The organism is Streptomyces sp. CB03238 (assembly GCF_002099185.1).
In the GTDB taxonomy this organism is placed as follows: domain Bacteria; phylum Actinomycetota; class Actinomycetes; order Streptomycetales; family Streptomycetaceae; genus Streptomyces.
The window spans coordinates 420,549-446,836 of sequence record NZ_NBCN01000002.1 but is presented as its reverse complement, the minus strand read 5'-3'; the positions used below and the strand labels follow the sequence as shown (position 1 = coordinate 446,836).

Annotated in this window: 22 protein-coding genes; 14 read left to right on the top strand and 8 right to left on the bottom strand. The window is 73.4% G+C overall.

Translation table 11 applies throughout. The features are described 5' to 3' along the window. Both BKD26_RS04815 and BKD26_RS04810 read right to left on the bottom strand, forming a co-directional pair. Window positions 1-2,694 carry a DEAD/DEAH box helicase family protein gene (locus BKD26_RS04815; RefSeq protein WP_084896078.1) on the bottom strand — a complete coding sequence of 898 codons (2,694 nt, stop codon included), beginning with the start codon at window positions 2,692-2,694 and terminating at the stop codon, window positions 1-3. A 13-nt stretch (window positions 2,695-2,707) separates the two neighbouring features. Next, complete coding sequence (locus BKD26_RS04810) at window positions 2,708-4,576, bottom strand: site-specific DNA-methyltransferase (protein WP_084896077.1); 1,869 nt, start codon at window positions 4,574-4,576, stop codon at window positions 2,708-2,710. Window positions 4,577-4,964: 388 nt separating this feature from the next. Between BKD26_RS04810 and BKD26_RS40090 the strand changes: the two genes are divergently transcribed. Continuing rightward, window positions 4,965-5,321 (top strand): hypothetical protein, encoded by a 357-nt coding sequence (locus tag BKD26_RS40090; protein WP_179166409.1) that lies wholly within the window; start codon window positions 4,965-4,967, stop codon window positions 5,319-5,321. A gap of 63 nt (window positions 5,322-5,384) precedes the next feature. Here the strand turns inward: BKD26_RS40090 and BKD26_RS41050 are convergent, their stop codons facing one another. From BKD26_RS41050 to BKD26_RS04795, 3 genes are all read right to left on the bottom strand, one after another. Beyond that, window positions 5,385-6,134 (bottom strand): hypothetical protein, encoded by a 750-nt coding sequence (locus tag BKD26_RS41050; protein WP_241518534.1) that lies wholly within the window; start codon window positions 6,132-6,134, stop codon window positions 5,385-5,387. Between the two features lie 83 nt (window positions 6,135-6,217). Continuing rightward, window positions 6,218-6,376: a hypothetical protein gene (locus tag BKD26_RS40085; protein ID WP_179166408.1), complete on the bottom strand. Its 159-nt coding sequence runs from the start codon at window positions 6,374-6,376 to the stop codon at window positions 6,218-6,220. Between the two features lie 442 nt (window positions 6,377-6,818). Then, window positions 6,819-7,841: a Ku protein gene (locus tag BKD26_RS04795; RefSeq protein ID WP_084896073.1), complete on the bottom strand. Its 1,023-nt coding sequence runs from the start codon at window positions 7,839-7,841 to the stop codon at window positions 6,819-6,821. Window positions 7,842-7,881: 40 nt separating this feature from the next. Here BKD26_RS04795 and ligD point away from each other — a divergent pair, with 40 nt between their 5' ends. Together ligD and BKD26_RS04785 are read left to right on the top strand one after the other, a co-directional pair. Further along, window positions 7,882-8,766, top strand: a complete 885-nt coding sequence (gene ligD / locus BKD26_RS04790) for a non-homologous end-joining DNA ligase (protein ID WP_084896071.1) — start codon at window positions 7,882-7,884, stop codon at window positions 8,764-8,766. Further along, window positions 8,763-9,668, top strand: a complete 906-nt coding sequence (locus BKD26_RS04785; protein ID WP_179166407.1) for an ATP-dependent DNA ligase — start codon at window positions 8,763-8,765, stop codon at window positions 9,666-9,668. Before ligD ends, BKD26_RS04785 begins: the two co-directional genes overlap by 4 nt. Here BKD26_RS04785 and BKD26_RS04780 read toward each other — a convergent pair. Further along, a complete protein-coding gene (locus BKD26_RS04780; protein WP_084896068.1) occupies window positions 9,665-10,483 on the bottom strand; it encodes a nuclease-related domain-containing protein in 819 nt (272 codons plus the stop codon). The two genes, BKD26_RS04785 and BKD26_RS04780, sit on opposite strands and share 4 nt — an antisense overlap. 189 nt (window positions 10,484-10,672) lie before the next feature. Between BKD26_RS04780 and BKD26_RS04775 the strand changes: the two genes are divergently transcribed. The 7 genes from BKD26_RS04775 (at window position 10,673) to BKD26_RS04745 (ending at window position 19,297) form a co-directional block, all read left to right on the top strand. Then, window positions 10,673-12,907 carry a PBS lyase gene (locus tag BKD26_RS04775; protein WP_084896066.1) on the top strand — a complete coding sequence of 745 codons (2,235 nt, stop codon included), beginning with the start codon at window positions 10,673-10,675 and terminating at the stop codon, window positions 12,905-12,907. Continuing rightward, a complete protein-coding gene (locus BKD26_RS04770) occupies window positions 12,904-13,152 on the top strand; it encodes a zinc-ribbon domain-containing protein (RefSeq protein ID WP_073754322.1) in 249 nt (82 codons plus the stop codon). The genes BKD26_RS04775 and BKD26_RS04770 overlap by 4 nt, the downstream gene beginning before the upstream one ends. A 148-nt stretch (window positions 13,153-13,300) precedes the next feature. Next, window positions 13,301-13,960: a hypothetical protein gene (locus BKD26_RS04765; RefSeq protein ID WP_084896238.1), complete on the top strand. Its 660-nt coding sequence runs from the start codon at window positions 13,301-13,303 to the stop codon at window positions 13,958-13,960. Then, window positions 13,960-15,261, top strand: a complete 1,302-nt coding sequence (locus tag BKD26_RS04760) for a HAMP domain-containing sensor histidine kinase (protein ID WP_084896064.1) — start codon at window positions 13,960-13,962, stop codon at window positions 15,259-15,261. Before BKD26_RS04765 ends, BKD26_RS04760 begins: the two co-directional genes overlap by 1 nt. A gap of 686 nt (window positions 15,262-15,947) precedes the next feature. Continuing rightward, entirely contained in the window at window positions 15,948-17,300 is a 1,353-nt protein-coding gene (locus BKD26_RS04755; RefSeq protein ID WP_084896059.1) for an FtsW/RodA/SpoVE family cell cycle protein, read from the top strand. After that, on the top strand, window positions 17,297-18,802 hold the full coding sequence (locus BKD26_RS04750) for a penicillin-binding transpeptidase domain-containing protein (RefSeq protein ID WP_084896057.1): 1,506 nt from the start codon (window positions 17,297-17,299) through the stop codon (window positions 18,800-18,802). The genes BKD26_RS04755 and BKD26_RS04750 overlap by 4 nt, the downstream gene beginning before the upstream one ends. 42 nt (window positions 18,803-18,844) lie before the next feature. Continuing rightward, a complete protein-coding gene (locus BKD26_RS04745; RefSeq protein ID WP_084896055.1) occupies window positions 18,845-19,297 on the top strand; it encodes a DUF3291 domain-containing protein in 453 nt (150 codons plus the stop codon). On the opposite strand, the gene BKD26_RS04740 is transcribed toward BKD26_RS04745, so the two are convergent. Both BKD26_RS04740 and BKD26_RS04735 read right to left on the bottom strand, forming a co-directional pair. Continuing rightward, window positions 19,294-20,136, bottom strand: a complete 843-nt coding sequence (locus tag BKD26_RS04740; RefSeq protein ID WP_084896053.1) for a hypothetical protein — start codon at window positions 20,134-20,136, stop codon at window positions 19,294-19,296. The genes BKD26_RS04745 and BKD26_RS04740 overlap by 4 nt on opposite strands. Window positions 20,137-20,172: 36 nt before the next feature. Next, window positions 20,173-21,276 carry a ferritin-like domain-containing protein gene (locus BKD26_RS04735; protein ID WP_084896051.1) on the bottom strand — a complete coding sequence of 368 codons (1,104 nt, stop codon included), beginning with the start codon at window positions 21,274-21,276 and terminating at the stop codon, window positions 20,173-20,175. 160 nt (window positions 21,277-21,436) lie between these two features. Between BKD26_RS04735 and BKD26_RS04730 the strand changes: the two genes are divergently transcribed. Genes BKD26_RS04730 through BKD26_RS04715 form a run of 4 tightly spaced genes read left to right on the top strand, consistent with a single transcriptional unit; the run spans window position 21,437 to window position 26,224 of the window. Further along, window positions 21,437-22,372, top strand: coding sequence for a diiron oxygenase (locus BKD26_RS04730; RefSeq protein ID WP_084896049.1), 936 nt, complete (start codon window positions 21,437-21,439; stop codon window positions 22,370-22,372). 42 nt (window positions 22,373-22,414) lie between these two features. Further along, window positions 22,415-23,143, top strand: coding sequence for a TetR/AcrR family transcriptional regulator (locus BKD26_RS04725; RefSeq protein WP_084896047.1), 729 nt, complete (start codon window positions 22,415-22,417; stop codon window positions 23,141-23,143). Window positions 23,144-23,153: 10 nt separating this feature from the next. Further along, the gene (locus BKD26_RS04720) at window positions 23,154-23,420 is read left to right on the top strand and encodes a hypothetical protein (protein ID WP_084896045.1); all 267 of its coding nucleotides are present in this window, start codon (window positions 23,154-23,156) and stop codon (window positions 23,418-23,420) included. A 47-nt stretch (window positions 23,421-23,467) separates the two neighbouring features. Then, window positions 23,468-26,224: a PQQ-binding-like beta-propeller repeat protein gene (locus tag BKD26_RS04715; protein WP_107417757.1), complete on the top strand. Its 2,757-nt coding sequence runs from the start codon at window positions 23,468-23,470 to the stop codon at window positions 26,222-26,224. Window positions 26,225-26,288: the final 64 nt, after the last annotated feature.

Below are 26,288 nucleotides of genomic sequence, written 5' to 3'. Positions count from 1 at the left end.
TCACCCCACCTGGTCCGCCTGCCCGACCGGGTTCCGTACCCCTTCCGCCGCCGGCCCCAGGTGGATACGGCGGCGCCCGTCAGTGGTCTCGCGCACCACGGCCCGGTCCGGGCTGTAGTCGCCCAGCGGGGTCGGCACGCGGAACCCGGAGGGGAGCCCGGTGGAGAGGACGACACGGTCGTCGCCCTCGCGGCCATCGGGCTCCTCGGACAGTTCCTGGGCGTAGACGCCGCCCGTGCCGACTTCGGCGTACGTGACGCCGCCGGCCAGCAGCCTCCGCTTGCGGGCCGTGACGACTCCGGCGACCAGGTCGGTGAACTCCTCCGGGTTGGCACGGAAGTCGGCCAGCCGGCCGCTCTCGGCCAGGATGCGCCGGACGGTGCGGCGGGTGAGCCGGGTGCGGTCGGCCAGTGCGCCGAGGATGTCCGGGAGCGGGACGTCCCCCTGGTCGACGCCTTCCGGGGCGGCGGCCGTCTCGCGGGCGGTGATGGTGAGCCCCGCCCCGGTGACACGGACCTGGGCCTTGGTCCAGCGCATGCGCGCCGGCGTCACCGGCGGGGCCGCACGCAGGCCGCGTACGCACTCCGCGATCAGCTTCTCGGTGTCGAAGTCCACCCGGTACGCCGTGCGGTGCCGGACCCGCTCCCACAGCTCCCCGAACGCCTCGCTCCCGACGGCCCGCTCGGGCGCCTCGGCGGTGGTGGTCCCCGATCGCCGGTCCCTGATCCTCAGGCCGCGGGCGCGCCGGGTGAGCAGGTCGGCGACGGCGGCGGTGAGGGGGGCGAACTCGGACGGGAGCGTGAAGGTGTTCTCCGTGCGGGCCCGCGAGAGGGCCGCGGTGTCGATCGCGCCCGCGGAGTGGACGTACCCCTCCGCGCGGAGGTGCGCGAAGAGGCGTACGGAGGCGTCGAAGCCGATCGGGACGGCGGGGTCACCGGGTGAGGGCAGGTTGGCGAACTGGTGCGGCTCGACGACGCCGAAGCGGATCCGCTCGGTGGTCTGCAGCTCGGTCTGGAGCCCGGCGGCGAACTGCTCGTAGCTCTCACCGGCGATCACCGTGAGCCTGTTCACCTCGGAGCCCTGCACGCGGCGGCCGTTCTGGTCGACGGCGAGGCGCAGGCCGCGGCCGATGGTCTGGCGGCGCTGGCGCTCGGTGCCCATCTCGCGGAGGCTGCAGATCTGGAAGACGTTGGGGTTGTCCCAGCCCTCCCGCAGCGCCGAGTGGGAGAAGAGGAACCTCAGCGGCTCGTCCAGGCTCAGCAGCCGCTCCTTGTCCCGCATGATCAGGTCGTACGCCCGCTCGGCCTCCGCCCCGTCCTGGCCGCGGCCCTCGCCGACGTCCTTCCAGGTGCCCTTCTTGTCGCGGGCGAAGTAGCCGCCGTGCACGGCGGCGGGGTCCGCCCCGCCCAGCCGCAGGTACTCCTCCTCGAAGATCCGCGCGTAGTCGCCCTTGACCGGCTTCCCGTCGTCCCCGTACGCCCGGTAGCGGTCGACGCGGTCGATGAAGAACAGGCTGAGCACCTTGATGCCCCTGGGGCGCAACAGGAGTTCCTTGTCGAGGTGCTCGCGGACCGTCCTGCGGATCAGCTGCCGGGCCCTCTCCAGGTGCGGGATGTCCCCGTAGGCCTCGCCGATACGGAGGCGGCGGCCGGCGCCGGGGCCGCGCAGGTGCAGGAACTCCTCGCCCCGGGTCTTGTCGATCTCGCCGATCCGGAGGCCCGCGTACACGGAACGCCCGGTGACCACGTCGAGCCGGTCGCCGTCGCGGACGACGACGCCGGTGCGGCGTACGCCGCCGCCCTTGGCGGCGACGTCCAGTTCGACGGTGGCCGAGCAGTCGTTCCTCCTGGTGCTGAGGGACCGGAGGCGGACGTACGGGCGGCTGTGGGCGTTCTCGACGGAGCCACCGGCGACCTCGATCTGCTTGACGAGGCCGGCCTGGTGGGCGTCGATGGCGTCGAGCCGGTGGACCATGTCGTAGGTGTCGGTGTGGGTGGCGGAGTAGCGCAGGGTGAAGAGCGGGCGCATGGCCGCCAGGGCCTGTCTGCCCTTGCCGTTGAGGCCGCCGTCGACGCTCTGCGGCTCGTCGACGATCAGGATGGGGCGGGTCCGGCGGATCAGGTCGATGGGGGCGTCGCCGCCGGTCTTCTCGCTGGGCTGGTGGATGAGGGCGGTGTCCTTCTTGTTGATGGCCGCCACGGTGGTGACCATCACCTGGATGCCGGTGTCGTACGCGAAGTTCCGCACCTGCCCGAGCCGGGCGGAGTCGTACGTGAAGTACGTCAGCGGCGTCCCGTCGTACAGGGCCCTGAAGTGCTCGGCCGTGATCCGCAGGGACGTGCTGACGCCCTCCTTGATGGCGATCGAGGGGACGACGACGACGAACCTGGTGAAGCCGTAGTGCCGGTGGAGCTCGTGGATGGTGCGCAGGTAGACGTACGTCTTGCCGGTGCCCGTCTCCATCTCGACGGTGAAGTTCAGGTCGTCGGGGTCGGGGTCCCGCGAGGGGGCGAGGCCGCCGCGGAGCTGGACGGCACGCAGGTTCTCGCCGAGCCTCTCGCGGGTGAGGGTGAGCCGGTTGGCGAGTCCGGCGGCGGGCGGGCGCGCGTTGCCGTGGAACAGGTCGCGGACCGCGTCGACGGCCTTGCGCTGGTGGTCCAGCTCGGCGTTGAAGTGCAGGCGGAGGCCGGTCATGCGCTCCCCTCTCCTACAGGCTCTTCACGAAGGGGAAGCCGTACTGGTCGAGGATGGCCGCCATGGTGGCCTTGGCCACGTCGTCCCGGAACGCGATGTCCCTGAAGTAGACGGACACCTCCCCCGCCGGGTCCAGCTCCTTGCGCCAGTCGACGATGCCGTGCGCGAGGGCCTCGACACGGTCCCTGCCGATGGTTTCCGGGGCGGGCAGGCAGGCGAAGAGCAGGCCGCCGCCGGCGCAGTGGACGGCGACACCGCCGAAGGTGCGCCTCTCCACGGGCAGGGAGAGGTCCAGGCCCCGGCCGAGGAGGAGTTCGTACAGCACATCCTGGTCGGTGCGGCCGGGGGCGACGGTGTCGACGAGCTCCAGGGTCTGCCGTTCGACGTCCTGGCGGGCGGTGTCCCAGCGGAGGATGCCGGATTCGCCGAGCGCGAAGGAGCGGAAGCCCCGGTCGGGGGCGGCCGGCAGGGCGGCGGCGGCCGCGCGCAGCCGGGCGCGGGTGATGTCGGCGACGGTGGGGTGGTCGGTGTGGCCGGTGGGCTCGGGGATCTGGACGAGGATGTGGCGCCGGTTGCCGCCGTCCTCGGCGTTGGCCTGGAGGACGGCGTCGCCGGTGGTGCCGGACCCGGCGAAGAAGTCCAGGACGATGTCCTCGGTGTCGGGCCGGGTCGCGAGGGTGAGGATACGGCGGATGAGCCTCACCGGCTTGGGGGTGTCGAAGACGCTGTCGGAGGAGGCGAACGTGACGCGCTCCAGCAGCTCGCGCTTGGCGTCCTGGTTGTGGCCGACCTCCGCGTAGGACCAGAGCGTCTGGGGAATGCGGCCCTGTCTGACCTCGGAGAGGAAACGTTTGACGGCGGGCCTGTTTTTGCCGTCCCTGCCCCACCAGATGCGGTTGTCCGCGTCCATTGCCCGCATGGTCCGCTCGGAATACCGCCAGTACGTTCCGGGCGGCGGTCCTTCGATGACCCGGCCGCCGGGCGTGGTGATGGGGTAGGTGCCCTTGCTGTAGTAATTGCGGGCGGTGAAGTTGTCGGCCTTCCAGGGCCCTCGCGGGTCGTTGTCGGGATTCTTGTACGCCGCGTTCTGCTCGTCCGTGCGCGGCAGCAGTCCCGGTGTCCAGGCGTCGGCGTCCTTCGCGTACACGAGGAGGTAGTCGTGGTCCTCGGAGAAGTGCCGGGCGCTGTTCTTGGGGGAATAGACCTTCTGCCAGATCACGGTGGCGACGAAGTTCTCCGGGCCGAAGATCTCGTCCATGACGGCACGCAGGTTGTGCACCTCGTGGTCGTCGATGCAGACGAAGACGACACCGTCCTCCCTGAGGAGGTTGCGGGCCAGGAACAGGCGCGGGTACATCATGTCGAGCCAGGCGCTGTGGTAGCGGCCGGAGGTCTCGACGTTGCTGCTCAGACGGCCGCCGTCGCCGTCCAGCCGGCCGGTGAGTGCGAGGTAGTTGCGTACTCCGTGCTGGAAACTGTCCGGGTAGATGAAGTCCCGGCCGGTGTTGTAGGGCGGGTCGATGCAGATCAGCTTGACCTTGTGGGCACAGCTTTTCTGCAGGAGCTTGAGGACTTCGAGGTTGTCGCCCTCGATCATGAGGTTCCTGGTGGTGTCCCAGTCGACGCTCTCGGCGGGGCGGGGCAGGAGTGTGCCGTCGCTGGGCAGCCGGGCGAGTTCGGCCGACCGCTGCTTTCCGTGCCAGGTGAGGCCGAATTTCTCGCGGCCTTCGGCCGGGGCGCCGCCCAGGAGTTCTCGCAGGGCGTCGACATCCATACCGTCCTCGGTGAAGGCGCTGGGAAACAGCTTCTTCAGCTGCGTGACGTTCTCGCCCACCAGGTCCAGGGACCTGGTTTCGGGATCACCCGGCCGCATCCGCCGCATCGACACCGTGTCCGTCCGCCGTTCCTGTCATCCGTGCGCCGGCTGGTCCCGCGGAATTGCTGTGCCGGCGTCACCACGTGAGCGCAACCGTACCGCCCGTTTCCGGCGGTGGAAGGGGTGTGGGGAATGTGGAGGGTGGGGCGTCGCGTCGGGCTCCTTCGTCAGCTGGGGCCGACGTCGAAAAGGTCGGACTGGGCCAGGAGGTGGGCCAGATGGGCCCGGCTCCGGCCGCCGAGGGCGTCGGCCGCCTTCTTGATGTGGGTGGAGACGGTGCGGGGCTGATGCCCAGCCGTGCGGCGATCGCCGCGTCGGTGCAGCCCTCCACCACCAGGCGCAGCACGGCACGACGGGTCTCGTCGGTCATGAGCGGGGGGCGTGCTCCGCCCGGGTGCGGTTGCGCTCCCCGGGCGGCGGCCGGGACGGCCGGCAGGACCTGGTCCCGCTCGGGGCGTGGGGCGAGCCGGGGCGGCGGGCGCCGAGCGAGTACTGGCTGTCCAACCTGTCCTGGCCACGCCTCGGGACCGTCTACCGCACCGCGATGCTCAGCCGGCGCGTGGGACGCGACCAGGCGGGGGTGAGCGACCGGCTGGGGCAGCGCGACTTCGAGGGGCGCTCGTTCCGCGGCCGGCACCACCACATGACCATGGTGTCCCTCGCGCACGCGATCACCATGCTGTCCCGGGCGGAGCGGAGACGCCTCCCGGCGTCCTCCGTCCCTCGCAACGCGCACGTGTCCACCGCGTGACGGTGTGCCCGGAAGTGACCACGACCGGGCGGGCGCCCGGACCGGCGCCCGCACGTCCCATGGTCAGCCGCGGCGCCGCACCTCCGTACAGTCGACCTCCACGGAGGCGCCATACGGTTCGATGGCGGTCCGTGTGCCGTTGGTGCGGCCGGACAGACACAGCTGGCCGCCCATGACCCGCAGGTCGAGGACGAACGTCACCTTCTCGCCGGAGCGTTGCACACCGTGGATCCGCTCGTCGATGTAGCCGAGACCGCGCAGGGCCTCCTTGACGTGTGACGGCGTCGGGTCGGGCGTACCGTCGATGGCCTTGGTGATGCGGCGGGCGTGGTGGGACGCCGCGCACGTCTCCACGGGGCTCAGCTCGACCTCCTCCGTGGCGGCCTCGGTGGGCCGGGGCTTCTCCGAGGGCAGCGGGTCGTCCGGGACCGGGACGGGCACCTCGGGCCGGGGCTCGGCGGGCGGCACCGGCCCGCCCTGCTCCGGCGGCTCCGGCTCCCCCGACAGATTCGGGGCCGGGACGTCCCCCACGCACGGTTCGGCGACGGAGAGGAGGAGTTCCATGAACGTGAGGAACTCCGGGCCGGCGGTGTCGGCGGGGTCGACGGGGGGCTCGGCCGAGGGGTCGGCGGCAGCGGACGCGGCCGGGGCAGGGACGCCGGCGGCGGCCTTCGCGTCCCCGCCGCCCGCACGCTCGGTACCGCAGGCGGTGAGGGCGAGTGCGCACAGCGCCGCCAGTGCCGCGCCGCGCCGCACGCGGGAGGGCTTGCGGGTACGGCCGACGCGGGTGTTCCGCTGGTGAGTTCGGGTCATGCCGGCAGTCTGGGTCCGGGCGGTGGGACCGGTCATGAGTACCGCTACTCAGAGCCGGGGCGCCCTTGCGCTGCTGGTACGGGTCAGCGGGCGGCCTGTGCGCGACGGGCCGCCTGGACCGTGGCCCTGTCGACGGCCGCGAGGAACTCCTGCGTCCCGGCGGCGGTGAGGAAGCCGTTGATTCCGCGCCCCGTCCAGCGGTAAGACCCGCGGGACGGGGCGCACGCTCCGGTCTCCGTCACGGCGCCGGGTGCAGGACGATGCCGAACCCGACGAGACCTCAGGCGGCGAGGGCGAGCGCGGTGAGCACCGGGTGGGACCCGGTGAGGTGCAGTGCGCCGAGAGCGAGCCGGAGCCGCTGCCGCCCGCCTCGGGTACGAGGGGGAGGACGGCGACGAGCGCGAGCGCGCCGAGCACCACGATGCCGGTGAACGCGGCGCGCCAGCCGATTTGCCTGCCCGACCAGCGTGCCGAGGGGCACACCGATGACGGTGGAGACGGCGATGCCGCCGCGGCGGTGACGAGGGGGCGTCCGGAACGGCGGGGTCAGAGAGGCCGCCGCGACGACATGAGGCCGTGTACGCCGCGCCGGCGTTGTGGGCGGTGTGGGACACCACCTGGCGTGGGTGCCAGGCCCTGGGTGTCCCGTACCGCCCACGAACTCCGGTCGCCGGCGCCAAGGGGTCAGGAGGCGCGCTTGCGGGGCGATGCCTTCTTGGCGGTGGACTTCTTCGCCGTCGTCTTCTTGTCGGCCGCCTTGGTTCCGCTCGCGGCCGTCTTCGAGGTGGACTTGCGGGCGGGGGCCGCCTTCTTCGCGGTGCCGGACGACTTGGCCGTGGACTTCTTCCCGCCGCTCTCCTTGGGCGCGGCCCGGGCGGCGGTCTTCTTGCGGCCCGGCAGTTCGTGCACGGACGCCTCCGGCTCGCCCTCTCCGCGGGCCTCGCGGGCCGCGCGTACGCTGCCCTCCAGGGCGGCCATCAGGTCGATGACCTGGCCGCCGGGCTTCTCCTCCTTCGGCGCGGCGACCTCGGCGCCCTCCGCCTTCGCGGCGATCATCTCCTCCACGGCCGCCCGGTAGTCGTCGTGCAGGGTCTCGATGTCGACCTCGCCGAGCGTGTCCATCAGGGCGTCCGCCAGGTCGAGTTCGGCGTCCCGGACGGTCACGGAGGTGTCCGGGGCGACGCCCTCGGGGCTGCGGATCTCGTCCGGCCACAGCAGCCCGTGCATGGCGATCACGTCGTCGACGACCCGCAGCATCCCCAGCCGCTCGCGCCCGCGCAGCGCGAACTTGGCGATCGCGACCCGGTCGCTGCGCTTGAGCGCCTCGCGCAGCAGCGTGTACGGCTTCGCGGCCGGCACGCCGTTCGCCGAGAGGTAGTACGCCGTGTCGATCTGGAGCGGGTCGATCTGCGACGCCGGTACGAAGGCGACGATCTCGATCGTCTTGGCGGTCGGCAGCGGCAGCTGGGCCAGGTCCTCGTCGGTGATCGGGATCATGGTCCCGTCGGCCTCTTCGTACGCCTTGCCGATCTCCTCCGACGACACCTCCTCGCCGTCCAGCTCGCACACCTTGCGGTAGCGGATCCGGCCGCCGTCCTCCGTGTGGATCTGGCGGAAGGAGATGGACCGGTTCTCGGTCGCGTTCACCAGCTTGATAGGGATGCTGACCAGACCGAACGAGATGGCGCCATTCCATATGGATCGCACGGTTCATCCCTTTCATACCGTTTCATGGGATTCTCATCGTATGACGCCGATCACGGAGGTGGAGGGGCGGCGGCTGGCGCTCAGCAACCTGGAGAAGGTCATCCACCCCGCCACCGGGACCACCAAGGGCGAGATCCTGCACTACTACGCGACCACCGCCCCCGCCTTCCTCCCCCACCTCCTGGGCCGCCCCCTGTCGTTCCTCCGCTACCCGGACGGCCCCGACGGCCAGCTGTTCTTCACCAAGAACCCGCCGCCCGGCACACCCTCCTGGGTGAAAACCGTCTCCGTCCCCCGATCGGAGGACACGAACGCCCACCAGGTGATCGTCCAGGACCTGCCCTCCCTGATGTGGGCGGCGAACCTGGTCGTGGAGTTCCACACCCCCCAATGGCTGGCCGACGCCCCCGCCCTCGCCGACCGGCTCGTCCTCGACCTCGACCCCGGCGCGCCCGCCACCGTCGTGGAGTGCTGCCGCGTCGCGCTCTGGCTGCGGGAGCGGCTCGCGGCGGACGGACTGGAGGCGTACGCCAAGACGTCCGGCGCCAAGGGCCTGCACCTGTACGTGCCGCTGGAGCCGGCGCCCTCGGAGCGGGTCCAGGCGTACGCGAAACAGCTCGCCGTCGAGGCGGAGGCGGACCTTCCGGCGCTGGTGGTGCACCGGATGACCAAGTCCCTGCGGCCCGGCAAGGTCTTCGTCGACCACAGCCAGAACAACGCCGCCAAGACGACGGCCGCCCCCTACACGCTGCGCGCCCGCCGCGAACCGGCCGTCTCGGCGCCCGTGACCTGGGAGGAGGTCGAGGCCTGCCGCAACCCCGCGCAGCTGGTCTTCCTCATGGCGGACATGGCCCCGCGCCTGACGGACTACGGGGACCTGCTGGCGCCGCTGCTGGACCCGGACCGGGCGGGGCCACTGCCATGATGCTGAAACCGCCCCTGAAGGTGGCCCTCGCGCAGACCGTGGACGCACTGCCGCGCGAGGCGGGACTGGCGTACGAACCCAAGTTCGACGGACACCGGATGGTGATCTTCCGGGAGGCGGAGGGCGAGGGCCCCGGGGTGGTCCTCCAGGCCCGCTCGGGGCGGATCGTCACCACCGCGTTCCCCGATCTGGTGGCGGCCGCCCGGGAGTTGCCGGACGGCACGGTGCTGGACGGCGAGGTGGTCGTCTGGCGGGAGGGCCGGATCGACTTCGCCGCCGTCCAGGGCCGGGCCGCCGCCACCCCCGGGCGGGCGCCCGGGCTGGCGCGTCGGCTGCCCGCCTCGTACGCCGCCTTCGACGTGCTCGCGGCGGACGGCGCCGACCTGCGGCCCCGGCGGTACGCGGACCGCCGCGAGCGGCTCGTGGAGCTGCTCGCGGAGCTGGGCCCGCCGATCCAGCACGTCCCCATGACGACCGACCCCGAACTGGCCGCCACCTGGTACGAGACGCTGCCCGAGATCGGCATCGAGGGCCTGGTCGTCAAGCGCCTGGACCAGCCGTACAAGGCGGGCACGCGCGCGTGGCGCAAGATCCGGCACACCGACACCTGGGACGCGGTGGTCGTCGGGTTCACCGGTGCCCAGCAGCGGCCCGCCTCCCTCGTCGTGGTCCTTCCCGACGACGACACCCCCGTCGTCTCCAGCCCCCTGCCACCCGCACTGCGCGTCCGCGCGGGCGCCGCGCTCGCCGCCCTGACGCCCGGCGAGGCGGACACGGCCATGGCGGTGGGCCTCGGCGAGGTGCCCTACCGCCGCGTACCGCCGGAGCTGACGGCGGAGGTCGCGACCGGCACGACCCGGCACACGGTGACGACGGTGCTGCGGCTGAAGGAGCCGCGTTAGAGGCGGAGCCACGTACGGCGGTCGCGGGCCGTCGCGTACAGGGCTTCCACATCCGCCGGCTTCAGTACACCCCCGAGCCTCGCCAGGGACGGGATCTCGCCGTCCCTCAGCACCCGTACGTCACCGAGGCCGGCCGGCACGTCCAGGCGGCCCGGGTCGGTCACCGCGAGGACCGGGCGCACGGCCGTGGCCAGGGCGTGCGCGGCCCGTTCGGCGTCACGGCGGGCCCATCGCAGCAGCGGCTCCGGCTCCGCGCGGCCGGTGGCGACCGCCGGGTCGGCGATCCGTACCCGCCGGCCGCGCGCCGCGACGGTGCGCACCGCGAGCACCCCGGCCGGGCCGATCGCCACGTGGTCGATCAGGGCGGCGCCCGGCAGGGGTACGCAGTGCAGGACCCGCCAGCCCGCCGCGTCCAGCCCGTCGAGGGCGTCGCCGACGCGCTGCTGCGCGGCGAGCTCCGCGCGGCGCGGGTCCGGGCGCGGGAGGCCCCGGAGACGCCCGGAGCGGCGCCGGGAGTCACCGTCAACGGCGGCGTGCAGGGCTTCGCCCGGGCGGTTGGGGGCCAGGTCGTCGTCGGGGTGGAGGGTGAGACGGGCCAGGTCGGAGGCGGTGGGGACGGGCGGCGGTCCGACGGTGACCTCGCCGGTGACGTAGGGCGCGAGCGCGGCCCGCACCCCGTCCTCGTACGCCTCGGACAGCAGGCTGATCCGGCCGCTGTCCCGGTCGTACCAGGCGACGTCCCGGCCGTCGGGCAGGCTCACCCACAGCCGGTGGCCGCCGCCCCGGCCGGCCGGTGTGACGCGCAGCGCGGTCATGCCCATCACCCCCACGCCCATGGGAACAGCCGGGCCCCGCGGGGGCAAGAGAAGGGCAAGAGAAGGGCGGGGGACGGGCGCGAAGACGGGCCGGAGACGCGGTCGGTGCGTGTCCGATTGCCGGGGCATGGCTGTCGGTGGTGTGGTGCACTATTGCCCCCTAATGCAGTGTTCGCGGGGAGGGACGGCATGTTCACGGGGATCGACGAGGTCGACTGGGCCTCGCTGGGTCATGCCTACGGTCCGGCCGACGATGTGCCCGGGCTGCTGCGCGGGCTCGCTTCTCCCGATCCGGTGGAGCGGGAGGTCGCGCTGGACGGCATGTACGGCTCGGTGCACCACCAGGGCGATGTGTACGACTCGACGCTCGCCTGCATCCCCTTCCTGCTGGAGCTGGTGGCGACGCCCGGGGTCCAGGACCGCGGCTGCATCGTCGAGCTGCTGACCAGCATCGGCGGCATCGACCTGGGCGGTGACGACGAGCTGGACGAACTGGACCCGGACGGCGAGGAGTTCGAGGACGCGGCGAACTACGCGATGGCGGCCGCCGCCGTCGCCGCCGGCGCGGACGTGTTCCTCGCGCTCGTCGGCGACGCGGACCGGGAGGTGCGCCTCGCGGCGCCCGGCGCGCTCGCCTCGCTGCACGGGGACCCCGCGCGGGTGCTGGGCCTGCTCCGGGAGCGGCTGACCGTCGAGACCGACACGGAGGTGCGGCTCGCCCTGGTGGAGGCCGTGGGCCGGATCGCGCTGCGGTACGAGTCGCTGCGCGACGAGATCGTCGACTGGCTCGGCTGGCTGATGGGCGCCGCCCAGGACCCGGCGCTGCGTCTCGCGGCCCTCGCCCAGCTGGCGCGGTGCGCCCCCGCGCGGCTGCCCGGCGACGTCGTGGTGACGGTGACGGAGCTGCTGGACCGGCTGCGGGAGGCGCCGGGACGACGGGACGGAGGTCCGGCGGCGGGTGGGTGGGCCCTGCCGGCACACCCGACCGGCCTGGCCGAACTGTGCGAGCTGGCCGACCTCGCCGACCTCGCCGATGTCGCCGACCTCGCCGATGTCGCCGACCTCGCTGACGTCACCGAGCTGCCGGAGTCGTTCGACCCGCGGCCCGGGGCGCCCACTCTGGTGGGCCAGTTGCGGGAGCTGCGCGAGGAGCAGCGGGCCGGGCGCGGCGCGGCGTGGGCCGACGACCTGCTGCGGACCCTGCACAGCGCCCTGGACGACCGGGTCGAGGACCGGATCGCGCTGGTCACCGCCCAGTTGCGCAGCCCCGACTGGGGCCGGCGGGCGGACGCGGTGTGGATGTGCGGCGGCCTGCTGCGTACGTGGCGGGGGGCGTACGACGAGGTCGTGCGGCTCGTCGGGGCGCAGCTGGCGGATCCCGAACCGCGGCTGCGGGAGGCCGCCGTGGCGAGACTGGAGACCCTGTTCGAGGTGGCCCGCCCGGCGGCGGACGCGCTGGCGGCCAAGGTGGCGGCCGACCCGGCGCCCTGGGCGCCGGAGCGGGTGGGCGGGCGGTTCGGGCTGAGCAACGCGCTGCTGGCGCTCACCCGTACCGGTGACGCACGGGCGGTGCCGGCGCTGGCCCGTGCCCTGGACCAGCCCGACCTGGACAGCCGGCTCGGCTACGCCATCCCCCACCTGGGCAAGGACGGCGCCCCGCTGATCCCCGCGCTGCGGCACCGGCTCGGCGGGCTGCCGCTGGACGAGGAGCTCGGCGAGGAGGCGAGCCCGCTGCTGCTGGCGCTGGCCCACCTGGGCGCGGCGGAGGCGCTGCCGGAGGTGCTGCGGGTGCTGCGCGGGGCGCCCGCGTTCCGCCGGGAGTGGGTGGTGGGGTCCGCGCTGCGGGCGCTGACCGCGTTCGGGCCGGCGGCGGGCGAGGCGGCCGGTGACCTGCGGGCGCTGCTGGACGACTGCTCGGTGGCGGTGTCGACGTCGGCGGCCCGGGCCCTGTGGGCCGTGGAGGGCGACGTCGGCGCCGTACTGCCGGGGCTGCGCGCCCTGCTGCGCGCGCCGGACGCGGCGCGCAGGCGGAAGGCGGCGTGGGCGGTCGGCGCGATGGGGCGGGCGGCCGGGGCCGCGGCGCCGGAGCTGCGGGCGTGCCTGGCGGCGCCCGAGGTGTGGCTGCGGGTGGACGCGGCCGTGGCGCTGTGCCGGGTGACCGGGGAGGCCCGGGAGGCCGCGCCGGTGCTGGTGGGAGCCTGGAGGGAGAACCGGCACACGCGCGTGGAGATCGCCGAGTGCCTCGCCGAGCTGGGGTCCGTGCCGGCGGAGGCGGCCCCGCTGCTGCGGGCGGAGCTGGCCCGCTCGCGCCGGCACAACGTGTCGGAGGGCACCTCGGGCGACCACGACGTCCACCACGACGAGAAGCTGCTGGCGCTGTGCCGGCGGGCACTGGGCCACGTCCGGGAGGAGACCGGCGAATGATCATCTTCGGCACGAAGGGGTACCTCCAGCAGCTGGCGATGCTGACGCTGGTGTGCGGCCGGTGCGGCAATCCGGCCGCGCACGCGCTGCGGAAGAAGACCACCAAGTTCACGCTTTTCTTCGTGCCGCTGTTCCCGTTCTCGACGTCGTACGCGACGCAGTGCACGTTCTGCGGCGCGGAGGAGCGGATCACACGGGAGCAGGCGGACCGGATGCTATCGGGCGACGCGTCGCGGGCACGGTGACGCCGGGTGCCGGGCGTACGGGTCGACAAAAAGGACTTCCGTACGAATAAGGTTTACGGGAAGACCGACCCCGTCCCCCGTCAGGAGCACCGTGAGCCCCCACCGCCGCCCGGCCGTGTACGCGGCGCTGCTGCTGCCCGGCGTGGCGATGGCCGCGTCGCTGGTGCTGGCGGGCTGCGGCGACGCGGGCGAGCTCCAGAGCGCGGGCCCCACGCCGACGGCGATCGGCCCGGTGCGGCTGTGGCCGGACCTGCCGCCGGTCACGGCACCTCCGTACGACTACGGCGAGAGCGACACCGCGCAGGTGCCCGGCGTGCGCGTACCGGGGGGCGACGTCCACCGGGTCGACCCGGTCGCCGTCGTACAGGCCGAGGTGGCGGCGCACCCCGACGAGTACAGCGGCCCGGACGGGATGTACCAGGAGACGGCCGGCCAGATCCGGGAGTGCAAGCGCGAGCCGAGGCGGTGCCCGGTGATGACGCCGTACTACCGGGACCTCACCGGCGACGGCAAGGACGAGCTGGTCGTCGGCATCCGCATGCCCGACCAGCAGACGGGCCTTCGTGTGTACATGCCCGAGAAGGGCGGCCTGACCCGGATCATGTCGACCGTCGACCAGGTCGTGGGCGTGCAACTCGCGGGCAAGGACCTGGTCGTACGGGTGGTCTCGGCGGGCATCCCGGGATACGAGTACCGCACGGCGTGGTCGTGGGACGCCCAGCAGCGGACGATGCTGCCGACGCGGGACGAGATCATCCGGGTGAAGCCGGTGCCGCCGGCTCCCTCTCCTACTGGGGGTGGTGCGTGATGCGGCGCCCGCGACGCCCGTGGCTGCCCGCCTGGATGGCGACGCTGACCTGGAAGGCCGGCGTCTTCATCACGGTGATGTGCTGCGCCCTGGCCGCCCTGCTGGGCGCCCTGGTGCATGTGTCGGTGACCCGTCAGACGGTGGACACCGCCCGGGAGAAGGCGCTGGACCGGCTGGAGGAGGTCACGCGCGCGTACGAGGCGGGCGAGCCGTTGCCGTCGTACGCGGGCGTCGACCCGGACGGCCTGCCGTCCTCGCTGCGGGACCTGGCCGTCCGGGGCGAGCGCGGCACGCTGGTGGCCGACGACCCCGCGGGCCGGCCCACCATGTGGGCGGCCGGGCCCGCCGACGGGCGGGCGCTGGCGGTGCGCGTGGACTACTCGCTCAGCGCGAGCACCATCAGCGGGCTGGACAAGGCGATCCTCGGCTCGTCGGTGCTGGCGATCGGGGCGACGCTGCTGGTCGGCTCGTTCGCGGTGACCCGGGTGACGCGGCGGCTGCACCTGACGGCGCAGGTGGCGCGGCGGATCAGCGCGGGCGACCTCGACGCGCGCGTCAACGACCCCCGCACGAAGGACCCTTCACACCCGGAGGACGAGGTCGCCACCGTGTCGGGGGCGCTGGACACCATGGCGTCCAGCCTCCAGGGCAAGCTGGAGAGCGAGCAGCGCTTCACGGCGGACGTGGCGCACGAGTTGCGTACGCCGCTGACCGGGCTGTCGGCGGCGGCCGAACTGCTGCCGCCCGGGCGGCCCGCGGAGATGGTGCGGGACCGGGTGAAGGCGATGCGGGCGCTGACGGAGGACCTGCTGGAGATCTCCCGGCTGGACGCGCGCACCGAGACGGTCGACCTCGATGTGCACGAGCTGGGCCCGCTGGCCGAGCGCGTGGTGCGGGCCTCGGGCACCGACACGGAGGTACGGATCGTCCGGGACGCGCGCGTGGAGACGGACAAGCGGCGCCTGGAACGGGTGCTGGGGAACCTGGTGGCCAACGCCCACAAGCACGGCCGCCCGCCGGTCGCCCTGACGGTGGACGGCCCGGTGGTGACGGTCCGCGACCACGGGCCGGGGTATCCGCAGTACCTCCTGGAACACGGGCCGCAGCGGTTCCGTACGGAGAGCGGCAGCAAGGGCCACGGGCTGGGGCTGACCATCGCGGCAGGCCAGGCGTCGGTCATCGGCGCGGAGCTCCACTTCACGAACGCCCCCTCCGGCGGCGCCGAGGCCCACCTCACGCTCCCCGAGTACCAGGACGCCCTCGCCGACACGGTCCCCCCGGCCGGGCCGACACCCCCCTGACGCCGCCCCGGTGCGGGCAGCCGCCTCACGGGGCCCGCGGTGGGCAGTCGTCCCGCGCGCCCCGCCCCCCGTTGCGGGCAGTCGTCCCGCAGGGCGCCACCCCCTCCGTTGTGGGCAGTCGTTCCGCTGGGGGTCCCCCAGGACGAAGTCCTAGGGGGAGGAGCGGGTGGGCACAACGGAACGGGGCGGTGCCCTTGCGGCGGCTCCACCCGGGGCGGCGCCCCCTTCCCGGTTCGCCCTGGGGCGGTGCCGCACCGGCGGACACCCCCGGTGCGTGGGGGGCGTGGCCCCTCCGGGCTCGTCTCCTCGAGGCCGGCGGCCTTGGGTATGTCGGGTTGGGAGCCCGACTGCCGCCGCCAACCTCTGCGGGGACGACCCTGCACGGCCCCACCCCGGCCGTCGGCCGCCTGCGGGCCGGTGGGAAGGAGGGGCGCGGCCCCACCCCGGCCGGATCCCGCCTGCGGGCCGGTGGGGGGCAGGGGCACGGCCCCGCCCCGGCCGTCGGCCGACTGCGGCCCGGTGGGAGACAGGGGCACGGCCCCACCCCGGCCGGATCCCGCCTGCGGGCTGGTGGGGGGCGGGGGCGCGGCCCCGCCGCGGGCGGTGGGCGACTGCGGGCCGGGTCCGGGTGCGCCGCACACCCGGCATAACGGACATATGCCGCACCGCTTGCTACGTTGCGTGGCATGACCGCACCGAGGACGCACAAGCGCAGGGGCGTGGAGCTGTCCCTCCTCGTCGGGGCCGTCCTCATCGCCGTGTACGGGTACGTCGGCGTCGGTCTCGCCAGGAGCGGTGCCGTGCCGCCCGACGCGGCCTCGTACGGGGCCGGGCTCGGGCTGCTCGCCCTGCTCGCGCACCTCGCGGTCCGGTTCCGCGCCCCGTACGCCGACCCGCTGCTGTTGCCCATCGCGGTCCTGCTCAACGGGCTCGGGCTGGTCCTGATCTACCGCCTCGACCTGGAGACCCCCGCCGACCACGCCGCGCCCACCCAGCTGGTGTGGTCCACGCTCGGCGTCGGGCTCTTCATCGCGGTGGTCGTCCTGCTCCGCGACCACCGGACCTTGCAGGGTTATGCGTACGTGTCGGTCGCCGCCGCTCTGCTGTTGCTGCTGGTGCCGATCTTCTTCCCCGCCGTCAACGGCGCGAAGATCTGGATCCGGATCGGCGGGTTCTCCTTCCAGCCCGGCGAGTTCGCCAAGATCCTGCTCGCCGTCTTCTTCGCCGCGTACCTCGCCGCCAACCGCAACGCCCTCACCCACACCGGCCGCCGCGTGTGGGGCGTGCAGGTGCCCACCGGGCGGGTGCTCGGGCCGGTCGTGGCGATCTGGCTGGTCAGCGTGGGAGTCCTGGTGCTGGAGCGGGACCTCGGCACCTCGCTGCTGTTCTTCGGGCTGTTCGTGATCCTGCTGTACGTGGCCACCGGCCGCACCGGCTGGGTCGCCGTGGGGCTGCTGCTAGCGGCGGCCGGGGCGTTCGTGGTCGGCAGCCTCGAACCGCACGTCAACAGCCGGGTGGAGGACTGGCTGCACCCCTTCGCCTCGATCGAGGCGGGCCAGGGGCCGGGGCAGCTCGCGCAGTCGCTGTTCGCCTTCGCGGCGGGCGGGATGCTGGGTACGGGGCTGGGGCTGGGGGACTCCGTGCTGATCGGGTTCGCCGCGAAGTCCGACTTCATCCTGGCCACCGCCGGCGAGGAGCTGGGGCTCGCCGGGTTGACGGCCGTCTTCCTGCTGTACGCCTTGCTGGTGGCGCGCGGGTTCCGGGCCGGACTGGCGCTGCGGGATCCGTTCGGCCGGCTCCTGGCCACCGGTCTGGCCTCCATCCCCGCTCTCCAGGTCTTCGTCATCGCGGGCGGGGTGATGGGGCTGATCCCGCTCACCGGCATGGCCATGCCCTTTCTGGCGCAGGGTGGTTCGTCGGTCGTCACCAACTGGATCATCGTCGCGCTGCTGATCCGCGTCAGCGACTCCGCGCGCTCCCCCGAGCCCGAGGGCGTCGAGCCCGGCGCCATCCTGCCTGTTGTGACGGAGGTCCGGTGATCCCCTGCATCCGGCACGCCGCCGTACTGTGTCTGCTCCTGCTGGCCGCGCTGCTCGTCAACGCCGCCCGCGTCCAGGTCTTCGAGGCGCCGGCGCTGGACAAGAACCCCGCCAACCGGCGGCTGGTGATGTCCCGTTACGCCGAGCCGCGCGGCGACATCGTCGTCGACGGCACGCCCGTCACCGGCTCCAGGGACACCGGCGAGCAGCTGCGCCACGAGCGCACGTACACCGACGGCCCGCTGTACGCACCGGTCACCGGGCACTCCTCGCAGACGTACGGAAACACCCTGCTGGAGCACGCCGAGGACCCCGTCCTGTCCGGTACGAGCCCGATGCTGGCGCCCTTCCCGTTCTGGCACGACCTCAGCCGTACGCGGCCGGCGGGCGGCGACGTCGTCACCACCATCCGCGAGCCGCTCCAGCGCGTCGCGTACGAGGGGCTCAGCGGCAGGCGCGGCGCCGTCGCCGCCATCGAGCCGTCCAGTGGGCGCATCGTGGCGTTGGTGAGCAGCCCCTCGTACGACCCCGGGCTGCTGTCCGGCACCGGCCGCGAGGTGGCCGCGGCGTGGAAGAGGCTCAACGCGGCGGTGGACCAGCCGATGCTCAACCGGGCGCTGAGGCAGACCTACCCGCCGGGCTCCACGTTCAAGATCGTGACGGCGGCGGCCGCGATGGACGCCGGGATCGTCACGGACGTCGACGCTCCGACCGGTACCCCGGACCCGTACCTGCTGCCCGGCACGCGCACCGCGCTGCCCAACGAGGCGAAGGGATGCGGCAACGCCTCACTGGCGTACGCGATCCGCTGGTCGTGCAACACGGTGATGGCCCACCTCGGGGTGAAGGTGGGGGCGGCCGGGATGCTCGACGCGGTGGGGCGGTTCGGGTTCAACGACACCTCGCTGCGCGTCCCGTCGGCGGTGGCCAGGTCCAACTTCGACACCGAGATGACGATGGACCGGCTCGCACTCTCCGCCATCGGCCAGTACGACACGACGGCCACCCCGCTCCAGATGGCGATGGTCGCCGCGGCGGTCGCCAACGGTGGCGAGATCGCCCAGCCGCATCTGGTGGACCGGACGACGACGGCGGACGGCGACACCGTGACGCAAGCCGTCCGCCGCACCTACCGGCAGGCGATGCTGCCGCCGACGGCGCTGCGGCTCCAGCAGCTGATGGTGGACGTGGTCGACGGCGGCTCGGGCAGCAACGCGGCGATCCCGGGCGCGAAGGTCGGCGGCAAGACGGGCACGGCGCAGCACGGCGTGGGCAACATCGGCACCCCGTACGCGTGGTTCATCGGCTGGGCGCAGCGGGAGGACACGGGACGGCCGGCGGTCGCGGTGGCGGTGGTCGTGGAGGACGCGTCGGCGAACCGGGAGGACATCAGTGGCGGGGGCAGCGCGGCGCCGGTCGCCCGCTCGGTGATGGAGGCGGCGCTGCGGGAGGAGGAGCGGCGGGAGGAGGAGCGGCGCGGCGCCGGTCGTCTCGGTCCGTGAAACGGGGCGGGCGGCCGTTCGGGCCGTGATTATGGTGCGCCCATGGACTTCCAGCTCGCACAGGTGAACATCGCCCGCCTCAGATTCCCTCTGGATTCGCCGGAGTTGGAGGACTTCGTCGACGCGCTCGACCCCGTGAACGCCACGGCCGACGCCGCCGACGGTTTCGTCTGGCGGCTGCAGAGCGAGAGCGGCGACGCCACCGACGTACCGGTGTTCGGCGACGAGTGGCTGATCATCAACTTGACGGTGTGGCGGGACATCGACGCCCTGACGGCGTTCATGTACCAGGGCCGGCACCGGGAGCTGCTGAGCCGCCGGCACGAGTGGTTCGAGCGGGTCGAGGAGGCGATGACCGCGCTGTGGTGGGTGGAGGCGGGGCACCGCCCGACGGTGGAGGAGGCCGAGAAGCGCCTCCTCCACCTGCGCGAACAGGGCCCGACGCCACACGCGTTCACGCTGCGGAAGACCTTTCCTCCGGGGGACCTCGGCTAGAGCGGCTGGCGTATCTCCGAACGGACCTTCAAGGTCAGCTCGGCGGCCGCGGCGAGGTCGATGTCCTCGGGCTTCTGGCCGACGTTCGCCGCGTCGACGACGGCGACACCGGCGGCGGTGTTGCCGTCGGCCCAGGCGCACATGGGGAAGGTGACCTCGTTGCCCGCCTCGGTGTTGGTGAGCACCTCGCACTCGACCTTGACGTCGGAGCCGGCCGGGGTGACGTCCTTGGCGGGCGTCTCGATCTTCGCGTTCTGCGCGGTGCCGGCGCCGCGCAGCAGGCTGCGCCGCTGGACGTCGGGGTTCTTGATCTGGCCGTAGTACCCGGAGACGACGAGTGCCTTGAGCCCGCCGTCCTTCTGGGCGGTGTACTGGGCCACGGCCGCTCCGCCCGTGCGGACGTTGGGGTCGTACGTGTCCTCCAGCACCTTCTTGCCCTCGGTCCCGGACATGTCCTGGGCGAGCGTGTACTCGCCGTCCAGGAGCGTCTTGGGGACGGTGAGCTTGTGCGTGGCCTCCGGGAAGGGAGTGTCGTCCCCGGCGCCGTCGATGACCATCTTGACGCCGTAGCCGAGGCAGCCGAGCAGGACGAGGGACCCGGCCACGATGCCGATGACCAGCCCGGTGCGCTTCTTGCGCGGCGGCTGCGGGGGTATCGGGCCGCCGTACGGCCCGGGCTGCCCGGGGTACTGCTGCGGGAAGCCGGGCTGCGCACCATAGGGGCCGGGCTGGGCACCGTACGGGCCGGGCTGCCCGCCGGGGTACGGGCCGGGCGGCTGCTGCTGGTACGGGCCCGGGTAGGGGCCGGGCTGCTGCTGGGGCGGAGGCGGCATGGTCATGCCCGCCAGGCTACGTCACGGGCCCGAAGGCCCTGGTCACGAGCGGCCCTCCGCGATGGCCTCGGTCACCTCCGCGACCCGCTCGGCCTCCTCGGCCGCGAAGCGTTCCCGGTCGAGCTGCTCGGCGATCTCCTCGTCCTGGGTCATCAGCAGGTCCAGGTTGGAGTCGCCCAGTTCGAAGACGCCCATGTCGACATAGGCCTTCTGGAGGCGCTCGCCCCACAGGCCGATGTCCTTGACGCAGGGGACGATGCGGCTGAAGAGGAGTTTGCGGAAGAGGTGGAGGAATTCGGATTCCTCGGAGTACTCCTCCGCCTCCTTCGTGGAGACACCGAAGTTCTCCAGCACCTCCACACCGCGCAGCCGGTCGCGCATGAGGTAGCAGCCCTCGATGACGAACTCCTCGCGTTCGCGCAGTTCGGCGTCGGTGAGCTGCTGGTAGTAGTCGCGCAGCGCCATCCGCCCGAAGGCGACGTGCCGGGCCTCGTCCTGCATGACGTACGCCAGTATCTGCTTCGGCAGCGGCTTGTCCGTCGTGTCCCGGATCATCCCGAACGCGGCGAGGGCGAGGCCCTCGATGAGGACCTGCATGCCGAGGTAGGGCATGTCCCAGCGGGAGTCGCGGAGGGTGTCGCCCAGCAGGCCTTGGAGGTTGTCGTTGATCGGGTAGAGCATCCCGATCTTCTCGTGCAGGAACCGGCCGTAGATCTCGGCGTGCCGGGCCTCGTCCATGGTCTGGGTGGCGGAGTAGAACTTGGCGTCCAGGTCGGGGACGGACTCCACGATCCGGGCCGCGCAGATCATCGCGCCCTGCTCGCCGTGCAGGAACTGGCTGAACTGCCAGGAGGCGTAGTGCTTGCGCAGCTCGCCCTTGTCCTTCTCGGTCATCTTGGCCCAGTGGCGCGTCCCGTACAGCGTCAGCGCCTCGTCCGGGGTGCCGAGGGGGTCGTACGGGTCGACCTCCAGGTCCCAGTCGATGCGCCTGGCGCCGTCCCACTGCTTGTCCTTGCCCTTCTGGTAGAGGGCGAGCAGCCGGTCGCGGCCGTCGTCGTACTCCCAGCTGAAACGGGCCGCGCCGGTGGCGGGCACCTGCCAGGTCGGGTCTCCCGGGTCCTTGCTGTAGAGGTCGTGCGTCGACACGGACGGCTCCTTCGCCTGTGCGCTGACGGGTATTTGGCAGGCTCACACGTTGGTAGACGCCGGGTCAACAAGTCGGGCGCAGGGGATTGACTGCCTTACTGACAAGCAGTCTCATAAGGGGTGACCCCCAGTAACCCCAACTGCGCGAGGTGCCCCGCTCATGACGACCGTGACCGAACGCGACATACGTCTGCTCCGCGACGCGCTCGGCCCGCTCCGGGACCGCGAACAGGTCGCCGAGCGCCTGCTCGAGTCCTCGGCCAAGCACTCCTTCGACCCCGACAAGGAACTCGACTGGGACGCCCCGGTCGAGGACGGCAAGTGGTTCTGGCCGCCGGAGCTGGTCTCCCTCTACGACACCCCGCTGTGGCGGAAGATGTCCGAGGAGCAGCGGATGGACCTGGCCCGGCACGAGGCCGCGTCGCTCGCCTCGCTCGGCATCTGGTTCGAGATCATCCTGATGCAGCTGCTGGTCCGGCACATCTACGACAAGTCGGTCACCAGCAACCATGTCCGGTACGCGCTCACCGAGATCGCGGACGAGTGCCGTCACTCGATGATGTTCGCGAAGATGATCCAGAAGGGCGAGGCCCCGGCGTACCAAGTGCCGCGCGTCTACCACAACATGGCGCGCGTCCTCAAGACCGTGTCGACGACCCCCGGTTCGTTCGCCGCCACGCTGCTCGGTGAGGAGATCCTCGACTGGATGCAGCGCCTCACCTTCCCCGACGAGCGCGTCCAGACCCTGGTGCGCGGCGTGACCCGCATCCACGTGGTGGAGGAGGCCCGCCACGTCCGGTACGCGCGCGAGGAGTTGCGCCGGCAGATGGTGACCGCCCCGCGCTGGGAGCAGGAGTTCACCCGGATCAGCTGCGGCGAGGCGGCGCGCGTCTTCTCCGTCTGCTTCGTCAACCCCCAGGTGTACGAGAACGTCGGCCTCGACCGGCGCGAGGCGGTCGCCCAGGTCAGGGCCAGCGGCCACCGCCGCGAGGTCATGCAGTCGGGCGCCAGGCGGCTGACGGACTTCCTCGACGACATCGGGGTGCTGCGGGGCGTGGGCCGCAGGCTCTGGAAGAGTTCCGGCCTCCTGGCCTGAAGCCCCGCGCTGCGGAGGATGGGGCGGAGCTACGCTGCGGGCATGACCAGTGCCGCCACGCCCGCACCCGCGTACCGACGGCTCAGCGTCGAGGAGCGCCGTACACAGCTCCTCGGCGTCGCCCTCTCGCTCTTCGCGCACCGGGCGCCGGAGGACGTCTCGCTCGACGACGTCGCCGAGGCGGCCGGTGTCTCGCGCCCGCTCGTGTACCGCTACTTCGCGGGCGGCAAGCAGGAGTTGTACGAGGCGGCGCTGCGGTCGGCCGCCGACGAGCTGGAGCTGTGCTTCGCCGAACCGCCCGTGGGCCCTCCGACCGAGCGGCTCGCGCGCGTCCTCGACCGGTACCTCGCCTTCGTCGACCAGCACGACGCCGGGTTCAGCGCCCTGCTCCAGGGCGGCAGCGTCGCGGAGACGTCCCGTACGACCGCGATGGTCGACGAGGTGCGGCGCGCGGCAGCCGAGCAGATCCTGCTGCACCTGGGTGTGCCGGACCCGGGGCCGAGGCTGCGGATGATGGTGCGTACGTGGATCGCGGCCGTCGAGGCGGCGTCACTCATCTGGCTGGACGAGGACAAGCGCCCGCCGGCCGGCGAGTTGCGCGCCTGGCTGGTCGACCACCTGATCGCGCTGCTGACGGCGACCGCCGCGACCGACGGGCAGACGGCCGGGGCGGTGGCGGTGCTGCTGTCGCAGGAGACCGCAGACGGGCCGGTGGGCACGCTGGCGCGCCGGGTGATCCCCGTGGTGAGCGAGGCCGCGCACCTCCTGTGACACTGGCGGGGTGCGAAGCGAGAACACCCCCTTCTACGGCGGACCCCTGGACGGCCGGGTCCTGCCGGTCCTCACCGGCCTGACCGGCCATCCGCCCAAGTGGTACACGGTCCCCGTCCCGGCCGACGACGGCGGCCCGCCGGCCGTCCACGCCTACCGCCGGGTCCCCTCCGGCTACACCAGGCGTCTCGGGCTCCAGCGCGGCTGGAAGTACGAGTACGCCCCCGAGGGGCGCGAGCGGCGCCGGCTGAACTGGCCCTGGTCCAGGAAGTCGTAGGATCACGGGCATTCAGGCCGCCACGCCGCCAAAGGGGGAGCTTCCGCATGGAATCGTCGTCGCCGTTCCAGCCGATCGAGCCGCTGCGGGACGGTGACCCCCGCCGCTGCGGCCCGTACACCGTCCTCGCCCGCTTCGGGGAGTCGGCGAGCGCGGCGCGGTATGTCGCACGGGACGGTGAGGGTACGACGGTCGTGGTCACCGTGGCGTCGGCCGCGCTCGCGGAACTGCCCGCCTTCCGGCGCCGGTTCGCGGCGGAGGCACGTACGGCCGAGCGGCTGGCCGGGGGCTGGGTGCCGCGGCTGCTGGAATCCGCCGTCGAGGGACCCGAGCTGTGGACGGCGGCACCCTACGTACCCGCGCTCACCCTCGGCGAAGCGGTCGCCGGTGCCGGGCCGTTGCCGGAGCGGGCGGTACGGGTGCTGGGCGCGGGGCTCGCCGAGACGCTGTCGCGGGTCCACGCGACCGGCGCCGTGCTGCACGGGCTCGCCCCCGGGACGGTGCTGCTGGCGGGCGACGGGCCCCGGCTGACCGCGTTCGGCGCGCTGGGCGCGGCGGAGTCGGCCCGGTCCGGTGCGGGCGGCCGGCTGTCGGTACGGCTCGGCTACCTCACCCCCGAGCAGGTCGCCGGCCACGAGCCGGGCCCGCCGTCGGACGTCTTCGTGCTCGGCCTGCTGCTGGCGTACGCCGCCACCGGCACCCCTCCGCTCGCGGACGCGGCGGCCATCGCGGACGCCGAACCGGAGCTCGGCACGGTCCCGGAAACCCTGCGCCCGCTGATCGCCCGGTGCCTCGCCAAGTCCCCGGAGGACCGCCCCGGCGCCGGAGAGGCCGCCGCGGCCCTGGCCCTGGAAGGCGCGTCGGCCCTGGCCCGGGGCGGCTGGCTGCCGGACCGGCTGGTCGAGGCACTCGACGCCCAGGCGGCGCGGGTGACCGCGCTGGAGTGTGCGTGGGAGGGCGAGGAAGAGCGCGAGGCGGTCAGGCCCGACGCGGCACCGCAGGACACCGACTCGGCCGGCCCGGGCCGCCTGGACGGCGTCACGCACGGCCCGGAGGAGCGGGACGCCGACGGGGGCGACGTCGCCGCACGCGAGGCGAACCGCGAGGATGCGGACGGGCACGGCGCGAACGTGCACGCCGTAGACGGACGGAACGCCGACGGGCGCGCCCAGGACGTGAATGCGCATGACCTGGACAGCCTGGACGGCGTCAGGCAGGACACCAACAGGCCCGACGCCGGCGGGCGCGACGGGAGCCGCGAGGGCCCGGACGGGTACGGCGCGGACGCTGACGCCGTCGGCGGGCGTGGCCCGGGGGCACGGGCGGCGGCGCACGACTCGGGTCGCCGGGGCGACGTCGGCGGGGACTCCGACGGGCGGACCGTGCGTGTCGGGCGCGTCCGGGCGCGGCGGGATGCTGCCACCACCGAACTCGTCGCGGCACGCGCGCCGCAGGCCGCCGAGCCCGTCCTCCTCCCGCCCGCCCCGCCGGTGCAGGCGCAGGCCCCGGCGCCCGTGCTGCCGGTGCCGGTCCTGGCACCCGCGCCGGCGGCATCCGCCCCCGGGCTGTCCCGGCGTGGCCTGCTGACCGGGCTGGCCGCGGGGGCGGCCGGTGCCGTCCTCGGGGGCGGCGGCGTGCTGGCGTTCGCGTCCGGTGACGGCGGCGAGGGACCGCGTACCGACGCCAAGCCCGCCGCCCGGCCCCGCCCCGCGGTCGCGGGGGTGCCGCCCAAGCCGCGCTGGGCGTACGTACACCCCGCCACCGCGCGCGGCACGCTGAACGCCGCCGTCTGGCGAGGCCGGACCCTGGTCCTCACCTCCGACGCCCACACCACGGCCGTGGACCTCACCACCGGCCGGCGCCTCTGGCAGCGCGCCGACGCCGCCTCCGTACACCGCAGCCTGACCATCGGGAACGACCGGCTGCTCGTCGTCGGCGCCGACGGGTTCCGGCTGCTGGCGCCGAAGGACGGCACGGTCGAGGGCCGGGTGGCGTACCCCGACGGGGTCCGCCTGGCGGCGGTCGCCGGGCACTCGGGGGACGTCGTCTGGTTCACCGGCACCCTCGCGGCCCGTACGTACCTCTTCGCGTACGACATGGCCCGGTCCAAGGAGCTGTGGCGGATCCAGGTGCCCAACGGCCGCGCCCCGTACACCCCCGCCTATGAGGTGCTGGCGCTGCGGCCGGACGCCCTCGTCGTGCGCCAGGATCCGCGGTCGCTGACGGCGGCGCAGGTCAAGGCCGCCAAGGGGCTCGCGGTCTTCTACTCGCACGACCGGGCCACCGGCGCGCGCCAGTGGTTCCGGCCGTTCGGCGCGGCACGGCCGGGGAGCACCGTGTCGGGGGACGAGTCGGGGCGGCTGTACGCGGCGGTCGCGGGCGGCCTGCACGCCTTCGACACCCGTACCCGCAGGCCGCTGTGGCAGCTGGCGGGCGGCGGCGTCTTCGGGCGGGCCGAGGTGCGGGGCGGCACGCTGTACGTCGCGGACCGTTCGCAGACGGTGTACGCGGTCGACCCGGCGACCGGCACGCCGCGCTGGCGGCGCGGTACGGAGGCGGCGGCGGGCGGCGACGTGCCGGGCGTGACCGTCAGCACGAGCGGCCGCACCCTGCTCGTGGCGGACGGCGCGCAGGTCACCGCGTTCGGGGCGGGCGACGGGCGGCGGCTGTGGAAGTTCCAGGACGCCGGGGTCCAGGAGCCGGGCGGCAAGGACACGTCGGCGTCGTACCGTGTGCTGGCGGCGGGCGCCGCGGGGGTGGTGGTCCGCCGGGACCGGACGTTCTACGCGGTGCCGGCGGAGTGACCGGGACGGGTGACCGTAGTGGGCCGATCCGCCCACTCATGCATTTTATGCGTTAGTCGTATCA